Below are 25,903 nucleotides of genomic sequence, written 5' to 3'. Positions count from 1 at the left end.
CGCCCGCGACTGGATGGACGTCGACTATCCGAGGCTCGGCAGCAGCTTAGGTGAACCAGTTAACGTTATTTGACCTTAAGGTCGGGAAAGGCCTTGATCACAAAGGAGAAGTTTAATTTGACAGTTTGACAATTCAGTATCAATGGCGCACTCTTGGCGGTGATGTTATGAACCTGGCAGTGGGTCAAGTTATTGATTCACTGGAAAAAATACAAAGCTGAGTTCAGGAACCGCCAGAACCCATGACCGCGCTCACCAAATCAGAAATGGCCGAACGCCTGTTTGAAGAGCTGGGGCTCAACAAACGCGAAGCCAAGGAGATTGTGGAGCTCTTCTTCGAAGAGATACGCGCCTGTCTGGAAGGTAACGAACAGGTGAAGCTATCGGGTTTTGGCAATTTCGATCTGCGTGACAAGAGCCAGCGCCCGGGCCGCAATCCCAAGACTGGCGAAGAAATCCCCATCTCTGCCCGGCGGGTGGTTACCTTCCGCCCCGGGCAGAAACTGAAGGCGCGAGTGGAAGAGTATGCTGGAACCGACCCACAATAACGAACTCCCGACTATTCCCGGCAAGCGCTACTTCACTATTGGCGAAGTCAGCGAACTGTGCGCCGTAAAGCCCCATGTACTGCGTTACTGGGAGCAGGAGTTCCCCCAATTGAAGCCGGTCAAGCGCCGCGGCAACCGCCGCTACTACCAGCGTGACGACGTGCTCACCATCCGCCAGATCCGCAGCCTGCTGTACGAACAGGGCTACACCATCGGCGGTGCCCGCCAGCGTATGACCGATGATGGCGACAACCTGACCTCGGTGGAAATGCAGGCGGTGATCAAGGAAACCATCGAAGACCTGGAAGAAGTGCTGAAGGTCCTCAAACCCGCGAAATAGAGTTTGTCTCCCGGGCCGTATTGAGTATAATGCCGCCCTCGCCAAACATGGCACCTAACGGGGCGTAGCGCAGTCTGGTAGCGCACCACACTGGGGGTGTGGTGGTCGTAGGTTCAAATCCTGCCGTCCCGACCAAATTCTAATTCCGGGAAATCCCGGAACATCTCTAAGGCCCTGTATATCAGGGCCTTTCTGTTTATACTCGTTCCCAAGCTATCCCATAGCGAACCGCCCAATACCGTCACTTTTGGCGGTATAGCTGACGGTACTTCCGGGGGTGGCGATTTCGATACCGTCACAAGACACAGGGACGAGTCATGCCGCTAACTGCAACCCAGGTTGAGAAAGCCAAGCCCCAGGAGCGCCCGTTCAAGCTGGCCGATGGGGGTGGTCTCTACATGCTGGTGAGCCCCAAGGGCAGCAAATACTGGCGCTACGACTACCGCTATGCCGGCAAGCGTAAAACGCTGGCTCTGGGAACCTATCCCGACGTTTCGTTGAAGGCTGCCCGGCAGCGCCACCGCACGGCCCGGGAACTGCTGGAGCAGGGTACGGACCCCTGCGAAGTCCGAAAAGTGGAGAAGCTCACCCGGCATCTGGCCGCCGCGGAGAGTTTTGAGGCGGTAGCGCGGGAGTGGTTCAACCAGACCATGCCCGAGAAATCGAAAAGTTATCAGGACCGGACGGGGCGTATCTTGGAGAAAGACCTTTACCCGGTGTTGGGCTCCCGCCCCATTTCGGCTATTACTGCGCCTGAGTTGCTGGCAGCTCTGCGCCGGATTGAGTCCCGCGGAGCCAATGACATCGCCCATCGTGCAAAGCAGACAGCCGGCCAGGTGTTCCGCTACGCGGTGGCGACGGGGCGGGCGGAACGCGACCCATCCGGCGACCTGAAAGGCGCGCTCAAACCCAAGCGCCAGAAAAAGCACCATGCAGCCCTGACCAACCCCGCCGAAGTTGGGCGCCTGCTGGTGGCGATGGATGCCTTTGAAGGCACCCCGACTGTCAAAACGGCACTACTGTTGTCGCCGCTGTTGTTCCAGCGCCCGGGCGAGATTAGGGCAATGGAGTGGGCCGAAATCAATTGGGAAGCCGAGCAGTGGGAGATACCCGCTGAGAAAATGAAAATGCGGCTGCCCCATATTGTGCCGCTGAGTAAGCAGGCCCTGGCTCTACTTGAAGAACTGCACCGGCTCACAGGGCGAGGCCGCTACGTTTTCCCCAGTGCCCGGGGTGCAAGTCGCTGTTTGTCTGAAAATGGCGTGCGGACGGCACTGCGGACACTCGGTTATGACAACGAGAGCATGACGCCGCATGGCTTTCGCGCAACTGCTCGTACCCTCTTGGACGAGGTGCTGGGCTATCGAGTTGACTGGATTGAGCACCAACTCGCCCATGCGGTGAAGGATGCCAACGGGCGAGCTTACAACCGTACAGCGCACCTCGATGGACGAGCCAAGATGATGCAGGGCTGGGCCGACTATCTGGACAATCTGAAAGCCCAAGCCGCGGCTGGAAACGTGATTACCGCGAAGTTTGGGAAATAGGGAGTGAAGCACTCACCCCCGCCCCCGATGTCGGATACACGGTACATTTCTGCGTTGTTCGAGCTTGAGCCGGACCAGTGGGGGCTCAGGGGAGACCCAGAGCTTTGGGAAGCAATGCGGGAGTACTTTGCAAATGAGCCTGTCCCGAGCAGTTCCCGGCAGCTCTCCAAGAAAATCTCCGCGGCATTTGAATTTTTGACCGGAAGCCCCATCACCGCCCCCGGTGATTTCTACCTTGAATCGTTCGCGCAGGGTGGAATGTCGAGTGGCTATATCTGCCCCGAATGGTGGCGGGAGACTGCGTTGCCCTTTCTGTGCATGGCGCTTGAGAAACTCTGAAGTCTGATAACCAGCAAACACCCGAAGGGGGGCAAATGAAACAAATTAAAACCGCTGCACCAAACACTGACCTGGAGAACCTTGTGGATTCCGTAATGGAGGATATCGGTGCAATTTTCGAGGTGTTGGCTTCGCGCCTGGAGGCTGATGCTGCGGCGAGCAGTTTGTGCAGGACCGGGGGCTATCTCTGCGACAACTGGCAAACAATGATACGCCAGCAACTTAAAGAGCTTCAGGAAAGTGCTGCACCTGATTCAAGGGAAACCCGGCCCCGTAGCCACCGAAAAACCGGCGAGCTTTTACTTTCGGTTAATCGCCCCGCTGCATAGTAGCTTTCTCGCGGGCTCCGGCCCGCGCCCCCTTCCCAGCATGAAAAATCCCGAATAGTGCCATCCGGGCCCCCTCCTTATGGTGTTGGAAACAACCCAACAGGAGCAGGAAATGGCATTACAGCCCACGGAGTCACCAAAAAGCCGCGATTCATTGCGCTTAATTCGATTGCCTGAAGTACGGAGTCTGACTGGCCTGAGTCGCACACATATCTACCGCCTGGTAGCCGCAGAGGAGTTTCCGGCTCCCCTGAAGCTTGGGGGGGGAGAGCGTACGCGTGCGAGCGGGTGGCTTGAGGTTGAGGTATTGGCCTGGATTGAGTCACGTATTGCCGAGCGGCAGTCAGCATAGGGGGGCGGACAATGGAGAAGAACGTTACCACTGCCCGCCAGCGTCATGCCCTCAGGGCTCTGCATTCGGGCCCATGCAGCCGCGAGCAACTGGACAGCGAGACCGGCGCCAGTAACAGCCCGGAGATTGTCCGGCAGTTGCGGTGCCAGGGTTGGGATATTCCATGCGAGCGTGTGCCCCACGTCGATCGTGACGGAATAAAGGGGACGCACGGGGTCTATCAGCTCTCTGAGCATGACCGTGAGCGCCTGCAAACACTGCGCGAACTTGAGGACACGTAACTTGCGGGCGACTAATCCCGGTGCAGACTTGCTGCGTCACCTCGTTTCCCGCGGTGACTTAGTATCGGTTGCATCCGGTAGATTGCTAATCACCCCAGCCAGCGGGTATCCGGTGCCAGATGGATGGTTGCGGAAGCACAGTGATTGCATTCTCGGCCTGATTGCACGGTACATGCGCGGACCGACGTACCGCTTCACCGGCTATAAGGCGGGGAAGTTTGGTGGTGGACGGATAGCTGGGGTATGCCTCCAATTTGAGGAGGTAATCACTGGGCGAGAGGCATACGCCATATTCAATGCCAGCATTACCCGCGCCCGTACGACTAAGCACGGGAAGGCGGGGGCTCCGCTTCCGGCTGGCCAGTTTCGCGTAGGGCCTCGGAGTGGGTTTCTGAAATTTTGGCGACGGGCCGGCTTGGAAGAACCTCCCCGCCTTACCTCCTTTCACGACTACATGGGCAAGCTCCGCCCGCTCTTGTTCCAGGCATCCGTCGCGGATGGGGAACGCTTGGACAAGTCCACCATAAAGCCGCTGGAAGTGTCCGCTGATGGCGTGGTTTCCATCGCGGGGGGCTTGAAGCTGCCGGACAACCACCGGACAAGTGCCGGACAACTTCCGGACAATATCCAGACAAGTTTGCCGGACAAGGTATTGCTTGAAGGCCAGCAACTACGCGGCTTTCCGGAGAATCCAACTGCGGGGAATTCTAACCACGGTAATACGGTTAAAGGTATCACGTGTACACGGTCCTCCTATCCTCATAACGTCGTACCTATGCCCTCATCACCACCATTTCCCGCTGGCCAGGCCGATGAAGACTGGTGGGCCAGCTACGATAGGGACGAAAAGGAAAAGCACACATGAGCACTCTCGCCGCCCGATACCGACAGGCCATTGAACTTCGCGCTATTGGCCTGAGCTTTGACGAAATTGCCGCGCACCTCGGAGTAAAAACATCTGAGGCAATCGAGTTGGTTCAGCTTGCCGTTGCGAGCCTGTACTTTCCCCAAGACAAGAACCTCCTGTTGGAAGATGCAAAGCACCCGATATGGCAGCTCCATCATGCAAGGCAGTTGGCGTTGGAGGCAGAAGGCTTTGGAGCGACAAGTGACCCCCTTGAGGTGAGCGATTAACTGTGGACGAAAATGGCACCACGGCCCGCACACGCTGCCCCAGGGCGGCCCGTCACGCTGACGAGCGGCTCAGGCACCAGGAAATAATCGCCCGGGAATATCTCAAGGGCCGGCTTCAGGCAGAAATTGCCGAGGAGTTGGGCCTTTCGATCGCCACGGTGAAGCGTGACCTTGTGAAAGTGCGTGAGCGTTGGTTGAAATCATCGCTCCGGGATTTCGATGCACTGCGGGCAGAGCAACTAGCGAAGATTGATACTGTTGAGGCGGAAGCCTGGACCATGTGGATGCGAAGCTGCGAGCGGCGAGTGCGCACCTCGGTTCAGGAGCTTGAAGCGACGAAGTACCCAGGTACCAATACGCGGACGGACGACGAGGACGGCAGCGGAGAGCCTCGGTACCTCCAAATCACGCTCCAGTGTGTTGAGCGCCGCGCTCGGTTACTTGGCCTGGACGCGCCGCAGAAAGTTGCACAGACGGACAGCCAGGGGCGGGATACCCAGCATTCCCGCGATGTCCGGGATATGAGTGACCGGGATTTTGAAGCCGAAATTCTGGAACTTGAGACCAAGCGCGTGGACCACATGCCCGATGCTGAATTCAAGGATTACATTCTGGCGATAACCCGGGGCCGATTTGAAGCGACGAAGGTGGAGGGGGCCAAAGATGAGCGCCCGCTCTACCTCCGAGATAAAGCTTTCAAATAGCCAGAGCTGCACTCCCGCCATAGCTACGGCTCAAACTGCGAAAGCAGTCACAAATTAAAGTCCACCGGTATTGCTATACTGTTGCTCCGGTCCTCGCGGAGCCGCGGTGTCATGGAAGACAAAGATATTGAGTTCACGAAAATTACCGGTGGCAGTGGCGGTTTCGATTCAAAGCCGCTTCCCTCTCCAAATGGGGGCGTTGGTCTTAAATTGTCTGCTAGCGCATTAGTCGCCGACTGGCTTCAAGAAAAAGTAGATGAAATCAATTCCGCTGAATCGCCACAACGGCAGCAACATCTGATTAACGGCTTTCCAGATGCTTTTCGGGGTGCTCTGTTGTTGGAGACTGAAACCGGAGAGCCGCTGTCCCCTGGACAGGTGAGCGCCCAAGGTAGAATTTTGCTGGTATCTGGCTATCCAGCCTCGCACGTATTCGATATCGAAGGTGGTGTTGTATTCATCGGGCATGGTTGGGCAAGCGAAGGAAGCACCGGAGGCCACTTTGCCCATGTCCTCTACGGAACCTTTGAGTGGCACGATATCCAGGGCGGCGGTTGGATTGCCCTCGACTCGGACGATGCGCTTATTGATATGTACGACGGCAAAGAACTGCCAGATGGTCCGAGGTTAAGAGCAATGCAAATTCTGGAGGAGTCATTCAATGTAGATACCTCTAATGTGCCATTGGCTGCGCCACTTCGAGCGCAGATATCCCCGCAATTTTTATCCAAGCTCAGAGGACTAAAATGAACAAGGGCATTCTAGGGGTAGTGATACTACTGGCCGCGGTGCCGGCAGTAGGCCAAACGAGTTTTTATAAGTGCAAGGACCAGTGGGGGCAGCCGGTATTTAGCCAGCGCCCGTGCGGTGACAACGCAGTGAAGGGCGCCGTGTCCGGCCCGCAGACACTTGGTGCACAGGCAGGGGGCGGCGAGCCCTCAGAGCAGCCCTCAGCACAGCCGAGCGCCCCCGGAGCTTCAGGGGACACTTGGGACCGAATAGCGGCAGACAGGGAGATAAGGTCTGCTGAGCGGGAGATTAACCGTGCAGAGAATCGTATTGATGCGTTGCATCGTGAGCGTGATCGAAAAGTTGCTGCCCTGACGCGACGCAGCGGCTACGCCAACAACAACCTGGCCGGCGCCCAGCTTAAGGAAAGTCTCGCTACTGAGATGCGGGCAATTAATGAGCAATATCGGGACAAAATAGAGCGAGAGGAGCGCAGGCTGGACCGGCTCCGGGAGCAGATAGACCGTGTGCGGGATGCTGCTCAGTAAGTGGCCGTGTAAGTGTGACCTGCATCACAATTCTGAGAGTTCTAATATCGGCAAAAATAGGAAGTGTCGGTATTTATGACGGTATAAGGTGGGTTTTAATAATAAAAAATCCTTCTATATCAATGCGTTATGTTGGTTTTTCATGCGGTGCCGTCGACCAAATTCCTCTTTAAAAACAGTCGGTTAGACATTCAGTCTGCTGGCTGTTTTTGTATGTACTCCAATTTGAGCCCATGGACTTTAGGCGGTAGAGAACACTTTGCCGATCTGTTTGGGTGAGACCCCCACGGCAAACAGAGATCGCATCATCAGGTCGATGGTGACGGACGGATCACCCGCTTCCATCTTGGCCACTCGGGACTGGCTTGAGTGGATGCGTTTGGCGAACGCAGCCTGGCTAAGCTTGTGGGATTGTCGGACGGCCTTGAGCTTCTTTGCCAGTGCCAGCTTGGTTTCGATATAGGTTTCTTCTTCCGGTGTGAGGCCGAGGACGTCCGCAGCGTCACCCACGGACCAGCCGGCGGTCTCCAGTTTTTTGCGCTTAGCGGTTTTCATTGTCGTATCTCCTCAGTCGCTCCTTGCAGGCGCAGGACCGTCCACTACGATCCTGGCACTTCTTGAAAAGGGGAATCTTGACCTCTCAGTTTAGTCAGCTGAGTGTTTGTCTCTTAGTCTCATGGCGTGCAAATTTATGTCGGATCTGACATTAAAGTAAACCAAAAGTTTACGGCTGGTGATGGGGGAGAGGGCTATCGGCCGGGGCTGAAAGTAGGGGCTCAGGTGACTCAATACCTAAGCCTGAATTTCTCGGCCATGGTTCCGAGTTTGGCCATCACGTTGCGGTTGAGTGCTTTGGTGTGTCCGTCGGGTGCGAGCATCGCCATGAGTAGGTAACGGCTTTCATCCAACTGACCGGTGCAATAGACCAGATGTATATCACTGGTCTTCTGGAAGGGTGGGGCTTCCTGCCGCCAGGGCTTTGCCGGGTCGAACAGGTGGATGTGACGCACACCGTGCTCCAGAACCTTGCGCGGGGTGTGCGGGTGGTCGTATGGCACGTCGCGGCCGAAGTGGTGAATAGCCGAGCCTTCAACGTAGGCTTTGAAGTCGGCGACCAGGGCGGCTTTCTCCTTTGTCGTCAGCGCCCCGGTTAGCATCGGTGATGTGTATATCGTGCTCAATGCGCCTCAAACTCGTCCAGTTGCTCGGGGCTGGCGTTGGCCAGTAGTTCAGCGCTGCGGCCAGTGATTTCCCGCAGGCGGGCACTGGTTGGCTGGAACTGGGCGCGGATGCCCGGTTCGCCTTTCTCCGCTGCGGCTACCAACCGGGCGAACACCTCCGCGTTGATGACATAGCCCGCCGTCTCATTGTTCGACAGCACCGCCACGGGACCGGGGCGTTGAAGCACCTTGGCGAGTTGGCTGCGCAGTTTGGTGATGGAAATGGTTTCCTCTGCCAGTAGCGCCTGAATGTTCATGGCATATCTCCCTAGTTCGGGTTGATGTACACAATAATGTTCTAGATGGTGCACACTTATGTGTCCGCATTATAGGGCGCCCTATATCACCGTCAAGCACAGCTTACGCCAGGTGGCTGTCGGCACAGTGTCGGCACAGATGAGTAAATCACGGTCATTTCTGGGAATGCGGGATTTCGTAAGTTGTTGATTTATAAGGGGTCGTGTTTTCCGCCTAATAGTTCAAATCCTGCCCTCCCGACCAAATATCGCTGAAATTTCAGCGTCTTGAGAAGCCCGCACACTAGTGCGGGCTTTTTTTGTTTATGTGGAGTCTGGGCATTTCGAGGTGGCTGCGATAATCCGCTTCACACCATGACCCGGTGCGCCACAATTGACTCGCCGACGTCGCCCCCGGTCATGTCCCGCAGGACCCTGATCTGCCAGAATCACGGTTATGAGAACAACTCCCCGCCTAATCACGCCGGCCCGACTGGTACTGGCCATGTTGCTTGCCGGAAGCCTTCAGGCCGCCCCTGTGTCGACGACATCACAGGAGCTGGAAGGTGCGGTGGAAGGCTGTGCGCGCCACCTGGGGACCATGCCGGTTGCGTTGGGTCAGGAATTATCTTTTCCCCTGAACGTAGCCAGCTGGAACATCCAGAAAAGCGGCAATCCGGGATGGCTGGATGATCTGACAACCTTCGCCGGAGACACCCAGCTCACCTTCGTGCAGGAGGCTGCCTTGTTCGCGAACCTGGCGGAAGTGCGCCCCAACGCGCCTCTTTACCAGTCATTCTCCCAGGGCTATACCAGTGGCGACCTGCAGACCGGTGTCATGACCCTCAGTACCCACGCCCCCACCATGCAGTGCAATTTCACGCGCCTCGAGCCCTGGCTGGGCACCCCCAAGGCCGCTGCAGTCACCGAGCATGCGCTGTCGGGATATTCCCAGCGGCTGCTGGCGATCAATCTCCACGCCGTCAATTTCACTCTGGGAACCGAGGACCTGCGCCAGCAGTTGCGTCCACTGAAAACCCTGCTGTCCCATCATCGTGGGCCGGTGATCCTGGCGGGGGATTTCAATACCTGGAGCGACGCTCGCCAGACCCTGGTCGATGCCGCCCTTGCCCGGTACGGGCTGCAGCCGCTGGGCTTCGAGCCCGACCTGCGCACCACCGCTTTCGGCAGACCGCTGGACCACATCTTTGTACGTGGCCTCGCGGCATTGCATACGGAGGTCATTCCCGTCCGCAGCTCTGATCACAATATGCTCCGAGCCCGATTGCAACTGACGATGTGAGGCGGACTCGATGCGTCGAATGATTTTCCTGTGCCTTTTGCTCGCCTTTTCGACAGCAGTCACTGCGGGTGATGATTACGAGGCCGAGATCGATCACCTGCTGCAGTTCGTGGCCACCAGCGGCTGTACCTTTCACCGCAACGGCACTGACCACAGCGCGGCAGACGCCGCTGACCACCTGCGCCTGAAGTACCGCCGTGCCGGCAAGTATGTCGGCAGCGCAGAGCAGTTTATCGACAGGCTGGCCAGCGAGAGCTCCTGGACCGGGAAACCCTACACGGTCACCTGCGCAGGGGTCACGCAACCCTCCGGCGAGTGGCTGTACGCGGCGCTCACCACCCTGCGGGATCCGGCGGTTTCCCACTAGCGGCAGCCAGCCTGCCGCAGTACCTGTATTACCTCTCAGTCACTTCCCCGAGGCCATTCCGTATCGGCGGCGATGGCCGATATGCAATCCGGCCGTCTGATAAAAGCGCGCTGGAAAACGCTGGTTCGTCACAAAAAATTGATCCAGGTCAATTGCAAAACCATTAGAACTTACTAATATGAAATATAAGGTATAAGCATATAGCTATAAGTTATATGCATGTGGCTGGTTTTGTAAGCGGGGCAGTACATGGCGATGCACTCAAAAATGACGACGTTCGGCGACTTGCGTCTGGAGGCGGGTTGGCCATTTGCCCGTCCTGTGCGACGAGGTGGCCAGACGGTGCGCGCAGGTCTTTTGCTGATCCTTGTGGCAGCGCTGAGCGCCTGCCGTATTCAGGTAGGGGTACCCGAACACGGTGAGGTGGCGTCCATGTCAGGCAGCCTGCTCTGTGAAAGCGGCTCTCAGTGCGCTGTAGAGGTTGCGGACATCCACTTCGACGAGACTTATACGGCGACTCCGGAAGCGGGCTACCAGTTTGCCGGCTGGAAGAAGGGGTGGCGACTGTTGTGCGGAGGAAGTCTTGAACCCTGCCATCTCCTGACCAGCGGTTTTGAAGGCAATGACCAACTGATGGAGTTCCTTGCATCGGATGAGGTGTTTTACCTGGAACCCCAGTTTCTGGAAGGGGATGCCATCCGTCGCTACCAGGCGGGGGACGTTGCACGATTTGACGGGACGCTGGAGCGCAGCGGCCCCGGAGCCGACCCGGCCCAGTCGACTGCCGTGGCAATTCGTATGGCATTCGCGCCGCTGGAGGTGGCCGGAGTCGATGAAGAGGTGCTGGAGCGCCAGTGGCGAGTCACCCTGGAAGACTCGGGCGTGGTGGAAGAGTCTGTCACTGCCATTTTCCAGGACAGCAAGGGTGCGCTGTTCGACCTGAAGGACGCCGATGGCAATAGTTACCTCGACCAGGCCACCGATACCCTGGGCGTCCTGTCCATACCCTCACCGGCCTTCGCCACGGCGCTGTCTACCCATGACTACTACTTGATGTACGGCGGCCATACCTCCGGACCAATCACACAGGGTAGCCGGGTCGTCGAGCGCTATGCCCTGGAACCGCACCAGCTCGGAGCGGTGGAGTTGCCCGCCTACCGGGTGATTATCACTGACCACTATGAGTACCTGGTGACCTACGACGAATTCCGTCGTGATACCAGTGTGGCCGAACGAAGTGAGTTCTGGATTGCGCCGGCCAAGGGCCTGATCAGCTTCACCATCGATACCCAGGTATACAGCAGCAGCGGTGTATTGCAGTTGCAGCAGAACCTCACTGGCGTTATGTCAGGCGGCAATTTTTGAAACGGGGCGAGTGCCCCCGGAGAGACGGTAATGATGAAGCGCTGGTGGATGTTGGCAGTCGGGCTGGTATTGCACGGGCTTCAGGCGGTGGCTGAGCCACCTTCGGGGGACTCGGCGCTGCAAGGCCTCACGGCGCAGCAGCGAGAGGAATACCAGCAGCAGTGGCAGCGGGCCGCCACTGTGGAAGAACGCCAGGAAATCCAGTCCCGCTATCGGGATCTCGCCAGAACCCAGTCCCAGTCAGGCGGGGTCAATGCGCCCTGTGGTAACCGCGGCACCGGTGGCCAGCCTGGGGCCGGGATGCCTTGTACCGAGGGCAAATACGGCCAGGGGCAGCGCGGTGACGGTAAGGGTATACCTGCGGGCGACAAGAACCGGCCCAAAGGCAAAGGCCGGTAGGGCGCATGGCGGTTGACGAATAACCCATTCCCGCTACAGGCGGGAGAGATTGAAGTAAACGCACTTCCGCAGGAGGAAGCCAGCTATGAATAAGTCTTACAAACCACTGGCAGTGGCCATCGCTGCTTTCAATTCCGCTTTGATTGTAACCGGGGCTAGCGCGCAGGACATTGCGGCACCCTATAGCTCTCCCGTCCATGTGTTCAGCATTGACGACCTGCAGAGTGATTTTGACGGGGCGACCTACGGTGGTGCGATTGGCGAGCCTGATGCCCGGGCGATTTGTGGCCTGGATGTCCCTTGTCCAGCGGAAGTAGCGCCATTTACCGACAAGCAAGGGGTCATGCTGTATCCGGTAGATACGGAGTTCGGCTTCAACGTGGTCGACTTTCTCGGCGCCCAGGAAAAATCCCTCGATAACGATTACCAGGAAGGCTTCGTCGGCAATATCACCGAGGCCGGCGAACTCATCGGCCTGAAAATCTCCAACGCCGCCACGGATACCTACAAGGTCAAACCACCGCTGGGTACCTGGTGCCAGGGACTGGGGGGAACCTCCATCAAATGTTCCACCGAGCACTACACTGTCATGGAGCACGTTTTGAGCTGCCATGAGGTTGTCCCTTACTTTTTTGCTGACCCGACAACGGGAACCCAGGCCGTCCTGAGTTTTCCGGACGGGTCGGCCTCCTACGACTGTGCTGGCGCCGAACTGGATGACCTGCTGAACATCCTGGTGAATGGTGAACCGACGGGAGGCTTATTGACCAGCGCCACCCCCGGAGACCAGATAGCGGCCAACGATAACACCACGGTATTGAACGATATCGCCACCAGCACGGATTACTCCGTGACTCTGAAGGATGACGGCAAACCTCTGTATCGCTGGGGCAGCCTGATCAAGCGCCCGAATGACGTTCGCCTGTATGCACGCATCCCCTTGCCGGAGGCGTGGAAGGAAGAGGGCGCCAACTACCAGATCAACAGTGCCAAACTGGTGGTGACGCACTGGATCACCAACAACCCGAATGACCAGCTGCGGCCGGAAGACCTGGAAAACGAATCGGCAACCGGCCGCAAGCCGTCCTATGAGGTGACGGGCAGCGGCGACTGGGTGTCCACGCGGGACTGCTACGAGGGGGACGGCGACTATCTGGAGTCCGAGGAAGGCTCGACCGACCCCTCCGAGATCGGGGCCGGAACAGTGCTGAAGAACTCCTATTTTGCGGACCCCAACCCTCTGGCGGGAATTAACCCGCCACAGAGGTTTTCTGCTGATCTCGTGTCAGCCTATACCAACGCCTACTACACCACGATCGACCGAGACCCTTTCGAATGGTCCTATGTGGCAGAGGATGCAACGGACGTTTTCAACTTTACCGGATATCCACTGCCGCTCACTCCGGAGGAGATGACAAACCAGGGACTGCGCCTGGTCTCAGGGCCGCGCTGGCGCCTCAAGGCCAACAAGTTTGGCCAGGATATTCCCGGCCTGGAGATCCCGCTGGTAGAGTGCAGTGCGCCGCCGTTCAGCAACGACAATATCAAGTACGAGGTGGGTACACCGGTGACCACCGTCATCAACCTGCTGGACTGGGAGGGTGGCGAAGACAACTCGCCGCTGCGCTATTCCCAGGGCTGGATCGACCTGCCGCGGGATGAATTTGGCGAACCGCTGGTGACTGTGGTGCGGGAATGCGACGTCGATGAAGACTGTATCGCCATTACCTCCAACGGACTGCCGATGACGACGGACTTTGACCTTGCGGTGTATATCAAGGGTGACCGTAAGTCGACGGCGCTGTACTCCGCGCAGCTGGTGATCAACGAGTTCGAGGAGGTGGTGACGCCGATTACCACGGCGACCATCCAGCAGTTTAAAGTGCCCAGCAAGGCCTTCACGGGTGATGTCGACACGATCGCGGTGAAAATCCTGATCGGCGATAACGCGCCTGCCGTCGGCGATGGCAGCTACGTTATCGAGGGTTCTGATGGCACCTACATCGAGGGCACCTTCGACGGTATCGAGCCGGGCCAGTCAGAACGCTTCACTCACGACTGGACGGCGCCTGACCTGGCCCAGGACGTGGAGTGGACTGTCACTGTCACCTCGGCAGGCGAGGTGCTGGACTCTGCCACCGCCACCACGGTGGTCCGGGTCAAGTAACCCGAAGGCAGCGGTGTGAGCGTTTCCCGCTGACACCGTTCATTCTGCAGTCGTCTGGGCGATGGCGCTCTTGCAGCCCTCGCCCAGTTCTGCTTCGTGTGCTTCCAGGCATGCCATCACCTGTCCTCCACCCATCTCGATATCGCTGCAGTGGGTTTGCAGCTCCGAGCCGTATCTGGCGCTGGGGTCGATCTCCTCGCGCGCTGACATCGGAAACTATAGTCGAGCCCAGGAGGGGGCATACGAAAAATACTCAGGTCAAGCTTCTGTCGCCGCAGTTACTGCCTCCGGCGACCACGCGCTTCGTGATGGTGAGTCAGTCCTGGTCTACGGCCGAGCAGCGATAGAGCGCAGGCTTACGAATCTCCATTGAGCCATTGGCGTACTGGGCAAAGCCCAGTCGCACGCTGGTGGCGTTCTCGGGCACGGTGAAGCGCAGGGTCACGGGGGTCCAGTCCCAGGTGCCCATGTGGGGTTCGTGCTCGAACTTCTCCGACGCCAGCAGGCGGTCGCCACCCATGACCGGGTCGGGGTCGCCGCGCAGGGTCATCATCAGGCCACCGCCCACCTTGAAGCCGTGATTGACACCCTCCTCGTTCAGGTCGAGCTTCAACTCGGCGCTGTATTCCAGGGTCTGGCCGCGCAGCGGTGTGGCCTGCAGGCCCTGGCTCAGGGTGAACCAGGGTTGGGTGGCGATCTTCTCGATTTTGGCGGTGCCATTGGCCAGCGTCAGCTCGAAGGATTTCTCTCCCGCATGCTGCGAACTCATCCAGGGCGGTGCGGCGCCGGCAACGTTGGTGGCGAATTCCGCGTTGGCCAGCAGGTTGTTCCCTGCCTCGCACTGCAGAGCACTTGGTCCTGTTGATGGTGAGGCGGTGTTGGTTTCGGTGCCGGAGGAGGGGGCGGTACCGTCTGTGCAGGCGCAGAGCAGAGTCGCCGCAGCGGCAATGGGCAGTAGTGTTTTCATCGACGCAGTATAGGGAGGCTGCGCCCCGAGAGCCAGCCAGCCGGGCTGTCTCATCCGGGGCGCAATCTGTCAGTCGAGTTCCAGGGATTGTTGGCCTATCCCGTTGGGGGTGCCGCGCTGCTGAATTCCCGTGCTGCCCATGTCGGGGCGGGCCTGGGCGTTGAGTGCCTCCGGCAGGCGTTGCAGGAGAGTGCCCCCCCACCAGGTCTGGGGCAGCGGGTCCAGCAGGTCCTCTACTTCCACCACGTCCGCCAGGCCCACGAAGGGTTGCACGGCTGTGCCGCCGCCACCGTCGTTGTCCCACTCTGCGTAGGCTGCCCCCGTGACCTGTCGTTCAGCGTCAAAGCTCACCACCATAAACTGCCCCGCGATTCTGGCGTCGCCCCAGTCCACCGAGAGAAAGTCCGCGCCCATGGCCCCGAGGCTGAAGCCCACGCTGTTCTCCTGGATGCGCCAGGCCTCCCAGCCCATGACATAGCCGGTGGGGGTGCTGCTCAGGCGCAGGGGGGGGCCCAGTGCGGTCAGAACTTCCGCCATTGACTGCCCCTGTGCCGGCGGTGCCGTGCCGGCAAGCGGGGACCCCAGCTGGTAGTTCCACCGGGTACAGCCAGCCAGCGTCAGCAGGCTGAATACTGCCAGGGCCTTCCTGAAGTCAGTCATCCTGCTGTACATAGGTTGAGTAATCCACCAGTTGGTCCTGTTCATCGAAGATGAACACGGCGCGGTCGTAGCGGGTGTTCACTTCAAAGCGGTTGTAGACCACCAGGATCAGGCCTTCCCCCTGGGCGTGTTCGAACAGGTAGTACAGCACCGTCTCGTCTTCGAGGGCGATCAGTTGGGAGGGCGGCCCGAGGCGCTTGAGCACCTCACTGCGGGTGGTTTTCCCCACGGTGATGTCGCCCAGTTGTGCGGGGCTCCAGTTTACGTCTACGCCGCGGCGGTTCTCGTATTGGGCGCAGGCGCCGAGCAGGGTGCACAGTAGCAGGGTGAACAGGGCTCGTGTCATTAGGTTTGACTCCAGTGGTGGTTTCAGTAGTCAAGCATAGTGCTTTATGCGGGTGAGGGTCTGATACGCAGCAACGGCAGGATGGGATGACTGCGACGCTGAAACTGTGAGCGCAGCGTGCTAGTCTGCCCCGGACCCGGACGGTGGAATGGATTATGACACCTACACTCAGAAAGCTCGCCTGGCTGGTCTATCTTTTTTTGTGGGCGGTGGTCCTGATAGCAGTCTTTACACCTCAGCCTCCGGTCGGCCTGGAGCATGGCTCGGACAAGGTCGGCCACTTCCTCGCCCTGTTCGCGGTGGCCTTCAGCGGCTGCTTCGCGGTATTTCCTGGCCTGTGCGAGAAACGCTACTGGATATGGACCGCCGTGGCGGCCGTCGCGTTGGAGTGCCTGCAGGGCGCCTTGCTAGTGGAGCGAGAGTTCAGTCTGCTGGATATGGTGGCCAATCTCATTGGGGTCGCGCTGGCGGCACTGGTTTGGCGCCTCTCGGTCAGGCCGCGGTTGCTAGTGTCCTCGCAGTAGCAAGTCGATACGCCAATAAAACATAGTTAAAGGAATGTAATGTAGCCTCTGACAACCACATCGCTTACTATAGGGGCGGTTTGAATTGACGGGTGGTGAGCATGACGGGGTGCAGGTATTTCTTGTGTGTAATAGTTGGGTTGGCAGCCGGGTGCGGCCCGGTTGAAGACCCCACACTGTTTCCGGAATACAGCGAGGCCTCAGCTCTGCCACCGCCCCCCAAAGAGCCCGTGGCCTTCGATGAGAATCGAAACCTGCTGTGGGGGGATCTGCATATCCATACCAGCCTGTCGATGGACGCCTGGATCAATGGCGTGCGCACAACCCCCGACGATGCCTACACCTTCACACGCGGGGGCACGATTCCCCATGCAGCGGGGTACCCCATCCGGATTGCCCGGCCCCTGGATTTTGCGGCGGTAACGGATCACGCCGAATATCTGGGTGTTGCAGGCCTCAGCGATATCGAACACGCCCTGGAAAAGCGCTCACTACGCGAGCGCCTGCTGAATGACGGGCCTATCGGGCTGACGTGGGCCTTTATACAAACGGTAAAGGATGTGAACCGGCGCCACGAAATATTCAACATACCGGGGCACGAGGTGATTTCCCGCAATGCCTGGAAGGACACCATCGACGCTGCCGAGCGGCATTACGATCCGGGCACCTTTACGACTCTGGTGGCCTATGAATGGAGCTCCAAGCCGGAAAAACAGACACTTCACCGTAACGTTGTCTATCGCGGCTCCAGGGCGCCAGAACTTCCCTATTCGGCACTCGATTCGTTCGACCCGGAAGACCTGTGGGATGCGCTCGACGCCCAGCGTGAACAGGGCATCGGTGTGTTGGCAATCCCGCATAACGGCAACATCAGCAATGGCAAGATGTACGACACGGTGACCCTTTCAGGTGAACCGTTTGACGCTGCCTATGCAGCCCAGCGCCTGAGAAATGAACCCGTCAGTGAAATTTTCCAGGTGAAGGGGAGTTCCGAGACCCATCCGCAATTGTCGCCCGGTGACGGATTTGCCGACTTCGAACTGATGTTCAACCAGGATGATCCGGAAAACTCCAGGGTGGCTGGCAGCTACGCCCGCCATGCCCTGCGCACCGGACTGGAGTTTTCCCATAGCGAGGGCTTCAACCCCTATAAGTTCGGGGTGATCGGCAGCAGCGACAGTCATAACTCGAGCTCCACACCAGACGAAGCGAATCATCACGGCAAGCTGCCAATGTTCGATGGTACTGCCGCAATCCGCAGCAACGAGGCCTTCCTGCTGCCAGACCGGGCAAGGCCGATGCGCGCCTGGGGTTCCGGCGGCCTGGCTGCTGTCTGGGCCACTGAGAATACCCGTGAAGCGATTTTTGATGCGCTCCGTCGCAAGGAAACCTACGCTACCAGTGGACCGCGTATTCAACTGCGCTTCTTTGCTGGCTGGGAGTTTGCGGACGATATTGTCAGCAATCCCGACCGGGTCGCCATGGCGTATGCGCAGGGTGTCCCCATGGGCGGTGTGCTGCGGTCGCGGGGCAGCGCCACGTCGCCGCAATTCCTGCTCTGGGCCCAGCGCGATCCAGACGGAGCGAACCTGGACCGCCTGCAGGTGATCAAGGGGTGGGTCGATCAGCAGGGGCGCTCTCACGAGAAGGTTTTTGATGTCGCTGCGGGTCAGGGACGTCAGCGAGGTGATGACGGCTATTTTGAACCGGTAGGCAGTACCGTGGATCTCGCGGTGCCTGGCTTTGAGAATTCGATTGGCTCTACGCAGCTCGCCGTGAAGTGGTCTGACCCGGAATTCGAGCCGGCGCAGGAGGCGTTTTATTATGCGCGGGCCGTAGAGATTCCCACACCGCGCTACTCGACTTACGACGCGGTGAAACTCGGGATCGAACCACCCCAGCCTTCCACCCTCCAGGAGCGCGCCGTCACCTCAGCCGTTTGGTATCAACCGGAATAAGGTATGGCGCGTAATGTGAGCGCTATAGGGGTTTGGTACGCGTCAACTAGCGGGGTGCTGGTCGTGTCACGAGTTCCCGGCGCAACCCCGAGGAAGCCTATTCGTAGGTGCCGAACAGTTTGTCGTAAAACAGGGTGATGGTGGCGTAATTGCCCTTGTGCATATTCTCGTGATGTACGTGGTGTTTTTGCGCTGCCCAGGTCATCGTTTTGAAGGGAAACCTGGGCAGGTCGAGATGGACATGGTTGATCTGGTTCAGGCGTACGTAAATGAGGTAGGTGACTACGACCGTGGCGACACTGAACGTCCCGGTAATCGCTGCCAGTAACGGCACGGTACCGAGGTAAAGCGCCAGGCCGATGAATGTTTCCAGCGGGTGGACGTAGCTGGCGTCGATAAAGGTGGGGTTTCTCGCCTGGTGATGGACGGCGTGCACTTTGCGCATCGCGCCGTTGCCATGAAACAGGAAGCGGTGGACGAAGTAGTAAAAGAAATCGTAGACCATGAGTATCAGTACGACATCCAGGAGAACATGCCAAAGCGCCTCTGCTTGAAGGCTGGCGCTGAAAGGCACTATCAGTGTAAAAAAAATGACGTTACAGGCCAGGCCTACCTTCTTGCCGGCGTTGACTATGGGGGGATATTTCTCCAGCTTCCATTTCTTGCTGTCCTCCTGCTGGTTGAGTGCGTACATGCGCTGAACATCCGGGTGCCTGAATACCAGCCAGGTGAGTACTTTGTTGATCAGAACGATCGCAACCAGGGAAGCCAGCGCTGCCTCCCAGTGATAGTGACTCCAGAAAGTCGAAAATAAAGTGTCCATATTTGCTGCTCGTAATCAAGCCACTACCACTTCGCGAAACCATGGTGTTGTGCAATCAGCGTGAAGACCTGATCTACTCGTAGGGGCCGATCAGGCGGATAGTGGCATATGATTCAGAAATTGTAGCTAAGCGTCACGCCTGCGGTACGCGGGTCCAGCGAGCGTCTTATCCACACGTAAGGGTTGGACACCTGGGTGCCGGCAGCGTAGTCCGGAATGTCACCGCGAATTTCGGATTTCAGCACCGCGGTTTCATCGGTGAGGTTCTTCACCCAGATGTTTACATCCCAACTGCCTGATATTGATCGGAAGCCGAGATAGGCGTCGAGTTTGCTATAGCTGTCCAGGTCCTTGCGTTCCGATAGGGAGTAGTACTCACTTTCGGCATTGACCAGGCCCCGCAGGTACCATTCCAATTTGTCACCAATAGTGTGAGAGTACTCCGAGGCCAGGTTGGCGGACCACTCCGGCTCGGCCCCAGCGCGCTCCCCGGTGAGATCGCAGGTGTTGAACGAGAAGATCTCCTCACCAATCGGTTCACCATTGGTGCAAGGCGTATTCCTGGCGTCGGTCAGCTCGGCCTGGTTGTAGCTAAGGCCGACGTGAAGAGTCCAGTTCTGTGCCAGCAGGTAGGTAAAGTCAGAGTCAAAACCGTAGGACTCTGCTTCATCGACCGTTACGACGGGTGATTCGAGATCCACACTGCCATCAACCGTTCGGTAGGAAACCTGCTCGGCGTTGCGATGGAAGTCCGAGTAGACTTGATAGTACGCCGCGAAGTTCCACAGACCGCGGCTGCCAAACAGCTCCCATTTGAAACCCAACTCGAAGTTGTCGGCAGTTTCGTCATCAAAAGCCAGGAAAACCGGTGGAATGATAGTCCTTGCAACGTTGACATTCCCCGCGACCCAGCCGCGGTCATAACTACCGTAAACCATTAGATCATCCGTGAACTGGTACTGGTACTTCAAGGTTCCGGTGATGGCGTCGTACTCGTCAGTGCGCAACTCCGCAGGAATACCCTCCAGTTCAGCACCGCCTACAGGTAGCTGGGTACCGTCGGGCAGTAGCAGAAAATAGCTTCCGGTGAACGGCTGCCTGCCGTCGCGTTCCGACTCGCTGTAACGCAAACCAATCGTCAGAGTACTTTTGTCGCTGAGGTAAATCGAGTTATGGCTAAAGATCGCCTTTGTTTCGTTCGCCAGGTAAGCCGGGTTGGCAATGTCCGCAAAAACGTTTAGGCCCGGAGCAACTGCCAAGTAGGTATCCACATAGACTTCGGTGAGTGAATCGGTTGTGGTATTGAATGCGCCGATGGTCCAGTCCCAGAGATCGTTGCCCTGGGAGGCCAGTCGCAGTTCATAGGTTTGGACGTCATCAACGTTGGAGTCGACGATCACATTGGTGGACAGGACCTCTGAGGCATCTTCGTCGTAGTCACGGACTATTCGGTTGTTCTGGTCACTGGCTATGAAGGTAAGTTCCAGGTCGTTCGCAAAGTTGTAATTGACCTCGACTGATAACAAATCCGTTGTATTTTCTATAAAGGAATCCTTGTCAGCTACCGCGATCCGGTCGTCGACATCGAAACCGTTACCCTGCACCATGGGGTCGATATCGTTGTTATCCTCGATGTCCCAGTAAGCAAAGCGGAGGCTTAGGCTGTCGGTGGCTTCCCACGCGACCACGGCCCGGAACGCCCTGGTTTCATTCTCAGCCTGCCGGTCGAGCGTGACATTCTCGACGTCGGGGTTCTCGTTGGTGTCGTAGAGTCCAGATAGGCGCACACCCAGTTTGTCCTCTATGATCGGCAAGGAGACGCCAAACTGGGTGTTGGAACCATCATGCTCAGTGAAACTCTGGCGGATGTAGCCGTCCATTTCAGACAGGTTGGGACTTTGTGAGCGAATCGTGACTGCCCCGGCGGGCGAGGTTTGTCCGTACAGTGTGCCTTGGGGGCCGCGCAGTACTTCTATTTGTCCGATGTCGAACAGGCCTGTCAGTATACCGCGGGGCTGAGCGAAGTAGTTGCCGTCGACATAGAACGTCAATCTGGGGGTTAGCGGGGCATTCAGGTCGCTGCCCAGTCCGCGCACTGCCAGGTCGTAATCGACCCCGCTACCACTGATGGCGAGTCCGGTCGTCAGGTTATTGATCTCATTGAGCGAGAAGGCGCCGTACTGTTCAATCTGGGTGGCCGTCATCACACTGACGGTCATCGGTGTTTCCGACAGGGTCTCCACGCGTTTTTGGGCGGTTACGATGACTTCCTCCAGCACCAGTTCACTCTGCTGAGCCTGGGCAGGTAAACCCATGCAGGCCAGAATGGCGGTGGAGAGTACGGTTTTGTGCAACGGTTTTATCATTGTTTTACCCTTACGTCCGGAAGTATGGCGCGAGGCCAGGAGATTACCGCTACCGTTATTATTCCAAAATGTTCTAGTAGGCGGCGTCTTTTACAACCACTGTAAGCGTTCTGCTTCTTATATACATTTTAAGTGCAATGGATCGAGATACTAATGCGTGGCTTACCGTTCAGCAAGGTATTGGGAGGGCTTTAGTCTGGTTCCTGACTGGGGATCTTATCGGGCCTTTCTAACGCCTTATTTAATGCCTTGGTGGACAGCCGCTGGCAGTCCTTTCCGATACGCTGTCATCTAACGGGCTCGCCGGAGGGCACGGCCTTGTACCGCCCCGCCGCTTACGCCGGTGAAGACCTTCGTGGTCACACAAATGATTGTAGTGAGTATGTAAAATCGGACCAGTTACGACGCGGTACGGGCATGGAAGTTGGTACCTTTGAAAATGGCAGTAATCAGCGAAGGGTGCTCGGCAGGTAGCCTGCACACCCTCATCTAATCTGGAACAGGCTACTAACGGAGAGACGCAATGAGTGAATTCCTGGGCTATCAGGGTAAGGCGGTTGTTATCACGGGGGCCGCATCGGGGATGGGGAAGGCGGCCGCGCAGTTGCTGGTGGACCTCGGCGCCCAGGTTTACGCGCTGGACATTGCAGATGTGACAGTGCCGGTGGCGCAGTCATTCAAGGTGGATATGAAAGATGCTGCCTCCATAGAAGCAGTGCTGAGTGAACTGCCTCAGACAGTGGATGCGCTGTTCAATTGCGCGGGCGTGCCCAGTCCTCCATTCTCGCCGGAAGACGCGGTGCTGATCAATTTTGCGGGCTTGCGCTATCTGACCGAATCACTGTTGCCGCGTATTGTCGAAGGCGGGGCCATCGCCTCCATTGCATCGACCGCGGGCATGGGGTGGCACGGGAATCTGGAGTGCGTGAAATCCTTCCTCGCGCTGGAGAATGATATTGAGGCGGCGCGTAACTGGCTCACCGAGAACGCAGGTACCTATGGCGATGGGTACGGCTTCTCCAAACAGTGCATCATCGTGTACACGATGTCTTCTGCCAAGGCACTCGCTGCCCGCGACATCAGGATCAACTGTATCTCACCTTCGCCCACAGACAGCGCCTTCATGCAGCAGTTGAAAGGCGATGGCCAGGTGCCAGAGGAAGCCGTGCAATTATTCCTGCCTTCCAATGGCCGTTATGCTACGGGTGAGGAGATGGGTAAAGCCCTGGTGCTCCTGAACAGCGATCTGGCGAGCTTCGTCAGCGGCAATAACCTGCCTGTCGACTTCGGTTACTGCGCCGAAGTGCGTATGGGGCAGCGGGATAATCTTCTCCAATTGTCCTGAGATATACCCGTATAACCTCTGGGGGATGACGTCATTGCCCCGTGAAGGATAAATTATCGGCGGTATTTGGCCGTAGCGTTCGCGGTCTTTGCTATCTGGTCTGAGTTCGCAATATCGGCGCTCTTGTAGCGTAGCCACGTCTCCGGGCTCTACTCCGTCGCGACCCCGATGGAGTAGTGAGCCCCTTTATTCATTGCGTCCCTTGAATCTTGCCGCGATCACTACAAGTTTGGTCGTGTTGGTGGCGCCTGTCCGGGTGTCTTTGCAAGTGTCGCGGGAAATTTAAAAAAATAGTTGTTCACGACTATTTTAATAGGTAGTCTGGTCGGACATTCAAAGAGTGGCAGCGTGAGGTCCGTTCTTGATCGTGGCCACACGCACCTTTATTGAGAAAGGAATGCCGGTGGGTAAACAGGAAGAAAAAAGCCTGAACACGAAGAACCGAATTCTCGATGCGGTGAAGCAGCTTATCGAGGACGGCGGTTTTGCCGCTGCGAGTTCAACACGCATTGCCAGGGCCGCCGGTATTTCATGGGGTGTGGCACAGCATCATTTTGGTGACAAGCAGGGCATCCTGTTATCGGTACTCGAACAGTGCAGTACCGAATACATCAATTTCATGATCGAGATACCCAGGTCAGAGGGCACCCGGTCAGAGCGTATCCAGCGATACGTCGAGCGATGCTGGGAGTTCTATCGTGGTAGTGAATATAAAATCGCACTGGAGATTGCGCTCGCCATGCGTTTTCAGGATAGCGAGTTCACCAATCCGGAGACATTTGAGCGTCAGCAGCTGCAACTGGTTGAGTTATGGCGAACCGTTTTTCCCGACGCCGAGGTCGATGACGAAACCTTACGCCACCTGATTCGGCATACCTACATCGTTCTGTCCGGCCTTGTCATAGACGGCATGCTCGAAAACGTGGACCTGAACACCCGTTTCCAGCTCGGGATGCTGTCGCGCACCCTTGAATCCTACCTTTATCCGGCCGGAAACGATGGATGAGGGGTGTTATCCCTGGCTGCTGCTACCGTAGCGGCAAATGTTCAATAAGACACATCTGACACTATAAGGAGAAATATGATGAGTATCTCAGTGGATCTGGAAGGCAAGGTCGCCATTGTCACGGGTGCCGGAATGGGCGTGGGCGAGGGCATCGCACTCGCACTGGCCAAAGCGGGGGCGAATGTGGTGTGTAACGCCCGTACCGCTGCTGACATCGAGCGGACGGCAGAACGAGTTCGGACGCTGGGCAGGGACGCTATCGCAGTGCCAGGCGATGTGACCGTGGGCAGCGACCTCGATGAACTCGTGGCGAGAACAATCGATCATTTCGGTCGGATTGATCTTCTGATCAACAACGCGGGTGGCACTATCTTCAACAGCTTTCTGGACGTGAGCGACGAAGAGTTTTCTTTCATCTTCGACTGGAATACGCGTTCTTCCTTCATGCTCTCCAAGCGCGTAGCCCCTTACATGATTCGGCAGCAGAGCGGTGTCATTATCAATGTGTCATCGGCGGTTGGACACCTTACAGCCCGGGGAATGATGGCCTACGGCGTGGCCAAGGCGGGCCTGGACTACCTGACCCGCAGTATGGCGGACGAACTTGCGCCTTATGTGCGGGTGAATGCCATTGCACTCGGGTCCATCATGACGCCCGCGCTGGAACGCACTCTGATCGACTCGGATGAAAGTTTCGGCAGGCTGCTGACTGAGAAGACGCCTTTGCGCAGTATCGGCGATGCCAACAAGGTGGGCGAGACGGTGGCCTTCCTCTGCTCCCAGGCGGCAGACTACATCACGGGTGATGTCATGCGCTATGACGGAGGCCTGCAGGATACCAACCTGCCGTACCGCTTGCCGGATTACGATCCACAGACCGTCATCGCGGAATCCGGGGAGTAATGCCATGTATCGGGTTATTCAATGGAGTACAGGTAACGTTGGCCAATACGCTCTCCGCAGCATCGCGGTACACCCGGAGTTGGAACTCGTTGGGCTGTGGGTTCACTCAAAGGACAAAGTAGGGCGGGATGCCGCTTCTTTTGCCGGCGGTGAACCGACCGGTATCCTTTCCACTGATGATGCGGATGCACTGCTGGCCATGGATGCGGACTGTGTCTGCTTCACCGCTGCCGCGGATACCCGGATGGAAGCGGCCGTGGATGACCTGTGCCGGATCCTGGAGGCGGGCAAGAACGTCGTCGCTTCCTCTCCGGTTGCGCTCATTCACCAGGACGGTCTGGGGCCTGAAGTAAGGCAGCGCCTGGAGGCAGCGTGCCAGCAGGGTGGTGCGTCCCTGTTCGTGAACGGTATCGATCCCGGCTGGGCCAATGACATATTCCCCCTGACGTTTACCGGTATCGTAGAGCGCTGGAGTTCGGTGCGAATACAGGAAATCGTAAACTACGCGACTTATGACCAGCCCGACATTATCTTTGGCGGCATGGGTTTCGGGGGGCCGCTGGATAACGACAATGTATTTGGGCCGCCCGGTACGCTGCCCTTGATGTGGGGCGGAACGGTCCGACTGATTGCGGAGGGACTGGGCGTAGAGCTCGATGAGATTCGGGAGACCTGGGAGCGGGCCCCGACGCCGTTCTCCTTCGATGCCCTGGGCCGCACCATTGAGAAGGGTACCTGTGCCGCTGTCCGTTTCGAGGTTCAGGGCATTGTGGGTGGTCAACCAAGGATCGTAGTCGAGCATGTTACCCGCATGCACGATGACGTGGTCCCTGACTGGCCCCAGGGTCACGGCTATGTCCTGAATGTCAAGGGTGAGCCGAATCTGGAGTGCCGGTTCGACATGTACGACAGCACCGGTGATACCGCGTTGGCAGGTACTGGCCTGACGGCAACACGCATCACCAACGCGATTCCCGCAGTCTGCCAGGCCCGCACAGGGTTCCTCTCGGCACTGGACCTGCCACTGGTGACGGGTAAGGGCTTATTGGACGAAAGTATGGCGCCCTGACGGGCGCCGATCTTCGCGGCCGGGATGG

At 57.8% G+C, this 25,903-nt stretch carries 29 protein-coding genes and 1 tRNA gene; 21 read left to right on the top strand and 9 right to left on the bottom strand.

What is annotated here, in order from left to right:
- The first annotated feature begins 242 nt into the window (after positions 1-242).
- From ihfA to FV139_RS01405, 10 genes are all read left to right on the top strand, one after another.
- A complete protein-coding gene (gene ihfA, locus FV139_RS01450; RefSeq protein WP_148066468.1) occupies positions 243-548 on the top strand; it encodes an integration host factor subunit alpha in 306 nt (101 codons plus the stop codon).
- Positions 526-888 carry a MerR family transcriptional regulator gene (locus FV139_RS01445; RefSeq protein WP_148066467.1) on the top strand — a complete coding sequence of 121 codons (363 nt, stop codon included), beginning with the start codon at positions 526-528 and terminating at the stop codon, positions 886-888. The genes ihfA and FV139_RS01445 overlap by 23 nt, the downstream gene beginning before the upstream one ends.
- A 58-nt stretch (positions 889-946) precedes the next feature.
- Positions 947-1,023: transfer RNA gene (locus FV139_RS01440), tRNA-Pro, on the top strand.
- A 182-nt stretch (positions 1,024-1,205) separates the two neighbouring features.
- Positions 1,206-2,435 (top strand): tyrosine-type recombinase/integrase, encoded by a 1,230-nt coding sequence (locus tag FV139_RS01435; RefSeq protein ID WP_148066466.1) that lies wholly within the window; start codon positions 1,206-1,208, stop codon positions 2,433-2,435.
- A gap of 374 nt (positions 2,436-2,809) precedes the next feature.
- Positions 2,810-3,103, top strand: coding sequence for a hypothetical protein (locus tag FV139_RS01430; RefSeq protein ID WP_148066465.1), 294 nt, complete (start codon positions 2,810-2,812; stop codon positions 3,101-3,103).
- A gap of 79 nt (positions 3,104-3,182) precedes the next feature.
- Positions 3,183-3,455, top strand: a complete 273-nt coding sequence (locus FV139_RS01425) for a helix-turn-helix transcriptional regulator (RefSeq protein WP_328592267.1) — start codon at positions 3,183-3,185, stop codon at positions 3,453-3,455.
- Positions 3,456-4,244: 789 nt separating this feature from the next.
- Positions 4,245-4,601: a hypothetical protein gene (locus tag FV139_RS01420; protein ID WP_148066464.1), complete on the top strand. Its 357-nt coding sequence runs from the start codon at positions 4,245-4,247 to the stop codon at positions 4,599-4,601.
- Positions 4,598-4,870: an RNA polymerase sigma factor sigma-70 region 4 domain-containing protein gene (locus FV139_RS01415; RefSeq protein ID WP_148066463.1), complete on the top strand. Its 273-nt coding sequence runs from the start codon at positions 4,598-4,600 to the stop codon at positions 4,868-4,870. The genes FV139_RS01420 and FV139_RS01415 overlap by 4 nt, the downstream gene beginning before the upstream one ends.
- Before the next feature lie 2 nt (positions 4,871-4,872).
- On the top strand, positions 4,873-5,574 hold the full coding sequence (locus tag FV139_RS01410) for an ECF-type sigma factor (RefSeq protein WP_148066462.1): 702 nt from the start codon (positions 4,873-4,875) through the stop codon (positions 5,572-5,574).
- A gap of 111 nt (positions 5,575-5,685) precedes the next feature.
- On the top strand, positions 5,686-6,324 hold the full coding sequence (locus FV139_RS01405; protein WP_148066461.1) for a hypothetical protein: 639 nt from the start codon (positions 5,686-5,688) through the stop codon (positions 6,322-6,324).
- 767 nt (positions 6,325-7,091) lie between these two features.
- On the opposite strand, the gene FV139_RS01400 is transcribed toward FV139_RS01405, so the two are convergent.
- The 3 genes from FV139_RS01400 to FV139_RS01390 form a co-directional block, all read right to left on the bottom strand.
- On the bottom strand, positions 7,092-7,406 hold the full coding sequence (locus FV139_RS01400) for a helix-turn-helix domain-containing protein (RefSeq protein ID WP_148066460.1): 315 nt from the start codon (positions 7,404-7,406) through the stop codon (positions 7,092-7,094).
- Positions 7,407-7,636: 230 nt separating this feature from the next.
- Positions 7,637-8,032: a type II toxin-antitoxin system YafO family toxin gene (locus tag FV139_RS01395; protein ID WP_148066459.1), complete on the bottom strand. Its 396-nt coding sequence runs from the start codon at positions 8,030-8,032 to the stop codon at positions 7,637-7,639.
- Positions 8,029-8,328, bottom strand: coding sequence for a type II toxin-antitoxin system Phd/YefM family antitoxin (locus FV139_RS01390; protein WP_148066458.1), 300 nt, complete (start codon positions 8,326-8,328; stop codon positions 8,029-8,031). Before FV139_RS01390 ends, FV139_RS01395 begins: the two co-directional genes overlap by 4 nt.
- A gap of 517 nt (positions 8,329-8,845) precedes the next feature.
- On the opposite strand from FV139_RS01390, the gene FV139_RS01385 reads away from it, so the two are divergent.
- The 5 genes from FV139_RS01385 (at position 8,846) to FV139_RS01365 (ending at position 13,908) form a co-directional block, all read left to right on the top strand.
- Positions 8,846-9,610: an endonuclease/exonuclease/phosphatase family protein gene (locus FV139_RS01385; RefSeq protein WP_187276347.1), complete on the top strand. Its 765-nt coding sequence runs from the start codon at positions 8,846-8,848 to the stop codon at positions 9,608-9,610.
- Positions 9,611-9,620: 10 nt separating this feature from the next.
- Complete coding sequence (locus FV139_RS01380; RefSeq protein ID WP_148066456.1) at positions 9,621-9,977, top strand: YfeK family protein; 357 nt, start codon at positions 9,621-9,623, stop codon at positions 9,975-9,977.
- A 342-nt stretch (positions 9,978-10,319) separates the two neighbouring features.
- Positions 10,320-11,342 (top strand): hypothetical protein, encoded by a 1,023-nt coding sequence (locus FV139_RS01375; protein WP_148066455.1) that lies wholly within the window; start codon positions 10,320-10,322, stop codon positions 11,340-11,342.
- A 30-nt stretch (positions 11,343-11,372) separates the two neighbouring features.
- Positions 11,373-11,741: a hypothetical protein gene (locus FV139_RS01370; protein WP_148066454.1), complete on the top strand. Its 369-nt coding sequence runs from the start codon at positions 11,373-11,375 to the stop codon at positions 11,739-11,741.
- 85 nt (positions 11,742-11,826) lie between these two features.
- Positions 11,827-13,908: a hypothetical protein gene (locus FV139_RS01365; protein ID WP_148066453.1), complete on the top strand. Its 2,082-nt coding sequence runs from the start codon at positions 11,827-11,829 to the stop codon at positions 13,906-13,908.
- A 39-nt stretch (positions 13,909-13,947) separates the two neighbouring features.
- Here FV139_RS01365 and FV139_RS01360 read toward each other — a convergent pair whose 3' ends face one another.
- The 4 genes from FV139_RS01360 to FV139_RS01345 all read right to left on the bottom strand — a co-directional run bounded on the left by FV139_RS01360 (position 13,948) and on the right by FV139_RS01345 (position 15,881).
- Positions 13,948-14,118, bottom strand: coding sequence for a cysteine rich repeat-containing protein (locus tag FV139_RS01360; RefSeq protein WP_148066452.1), 171 nt, complete (start codon positions 14,116-14,118; stop codon positions 13,948-13,950).
- Positions 14,119-14,224: 106 nt separating this feature from the next.
- Complete coding sequence (locus FV139_RS01355) at positions 14,225-14,875, bottom strand: hypothetical protein (protein WP_148066451.1); 651 nt, start codon at positions 14,873-14,875, stop codon at positions 14,225-14,227.
- A gap of 69 nt (positions 14,876-14,944) precedes the next feature.
- On the bottom strand, positions 14,945-15,535 hold the full coding sequence (locus FV139_RS01350; RefSeq protein WP_148066450.1) for a hypothetical protein: 591 nt from the start codon (positions 15,533-15,535) through the stop codon (positions 14,945-14,947).
- A complete protein-coding gene (locus tag FV139_RS01345; protein WP_148066449.1) occupies positions 15,528-15,881 on the bottom strand; it encodes a hypothetical protein in 354 nt (117 codons plus the stop codon). The genes FV139_RS01350 and FV139_RS01345 overlap by 8 nt, the downstream gene beginning before the upstream one ends.
- Positions 15,882-16,036: 155 nt before the next feature.
- On the opposite strand from FV139_RS01345, the gene FV139_RS01340 reads away from it, so the two are divergent.
- Together FV139_RS01340 and FV139_RS01335 are read left to right on the top strand one after the other, a co-directional pair.
- Entirely contained in the window at positions 16,037-16,405 is a 369-nt protein-coding gene (locus FV139_RS01340; RefSeq protein WP_148066448.1) for a VanZ family protein, read from the top strand.
- 230 nt (positions 16,406-16,635) lie between these two features.
- A complete protein-coding gene (locus FV139_RS01335; protein WP_235898470.1) occupies positions 16,636-18,363 on the top strand; it encodes a DUF3604 domain-containing protein in 1,728 nt (575 codons plus the stop codon).
- A 97-nt stretch (positions 18,364-18,460) separates the two neighbouring features.
- Here the strand turns inward: FV139_RS01335 and FV139_RS01330 are convergent, their stop codons facing one another.
- Both FV139_RS01330 and FV139_RS01325 read right to left on the bottom strand, forming a co-directional pair.
- Complete coding sequence (locus tag FV139_RS01330; RefSeq protein WP_148066446.1) at positions 18,461-19,186, bottom strand: sterol desaturase family protein; 726 nt, start codon at positions 19,184-19,186, stop codon at positions 18,461-18,463.
- A gap of 113 nt (positions 19,187-19,299) precedes the next feature.
- Entirely contained in the window at positions 19,300-21,552 is a 2,253-nt protein-coding gene (locus FV139_RS01325) for a TonB-dependent receptor (protein WP_148066445.1), read from the bottom strand.
- Positions 21,553-22,075: 523 nt separating this feature from the next.
- Between FV139_RS01325 and FV139_RS01320 the strand changes: the two genes are divergently transcribed.
- The 4 genes from FV139_RS01320 to FV139_RS01305 all read left to right on the top strand — a co-directional run bounded on the left by FV139_RS01320 (position 22,076) and on the right by FV139_RS01305 (position 25,875).
- A complete protein-coding gene (locus FV139_RS01320) occupies positions 22,076-22,897 on the top strand; it encodes an SDR family oxidoreductase (protein WP_148066444.1) in 822 nt (273 codons plus the stop codon).
- A 367-nt stretch (positions 22,898-23,264) separates the two neighbouring features.
- Positions 23,265-23,903, top strand: coding sequence for a TetR/AcrR family transcriptional regulator (locus tag FV139_RS01315; RefSeq protein ID WP_148066443.1), 639 nt, complete (start codon positions 23,265-23,267; stop codon positions 23,901-23,903).
- A 78-nt stretch (positions 23,904-23,981) separates the two neighbouring features.
- The gene (locus tag FV139_RS01310) at positions 23,982-24,806 is read left to right on the top strand and encodes an SDR family NAD(P)-dependent oxidoreductase (RefSeq protein ID WP_187276346.1); all 825 of its coding nucleotides are present in this window, start codon (positions 23,982-23,984) and stop codon (positions 24,804-24,806) included.
- Between the two features lie 4 nt (positions 24,807-24,810).
- Positions 24,811-25,875 carry an NAD(P)H-dependent amine dehydrogenase family protein gene (locus FV139_RS01305; RefSeq protein ID WP_148066441.1) on the top strand — a complete coding sequence of 355 codons (1,065 nt, stop codon included), beginning with the start codon at positions 24,811-24,813 and terminating at the stop codon, positions 25,873-25,875.
- Positions 25,876-25,903 lie beyond the last annotated feature (28 nt).

It is taken from the genome of Parahaliea maris, from assembly GCF_008064665.1.
GTDB classification, from domain to species: domain Bacteria; phylum Pseudomonadota; class Gammaproteobacteria; order Pseudomonadales; family Halieaceae; genus Parahaliea; species Parahaliea maris.
Note: the sequence above shows the minus strand (reverse complement) of the source record. Positions and strands in the feature narration are given on the sequence as shown.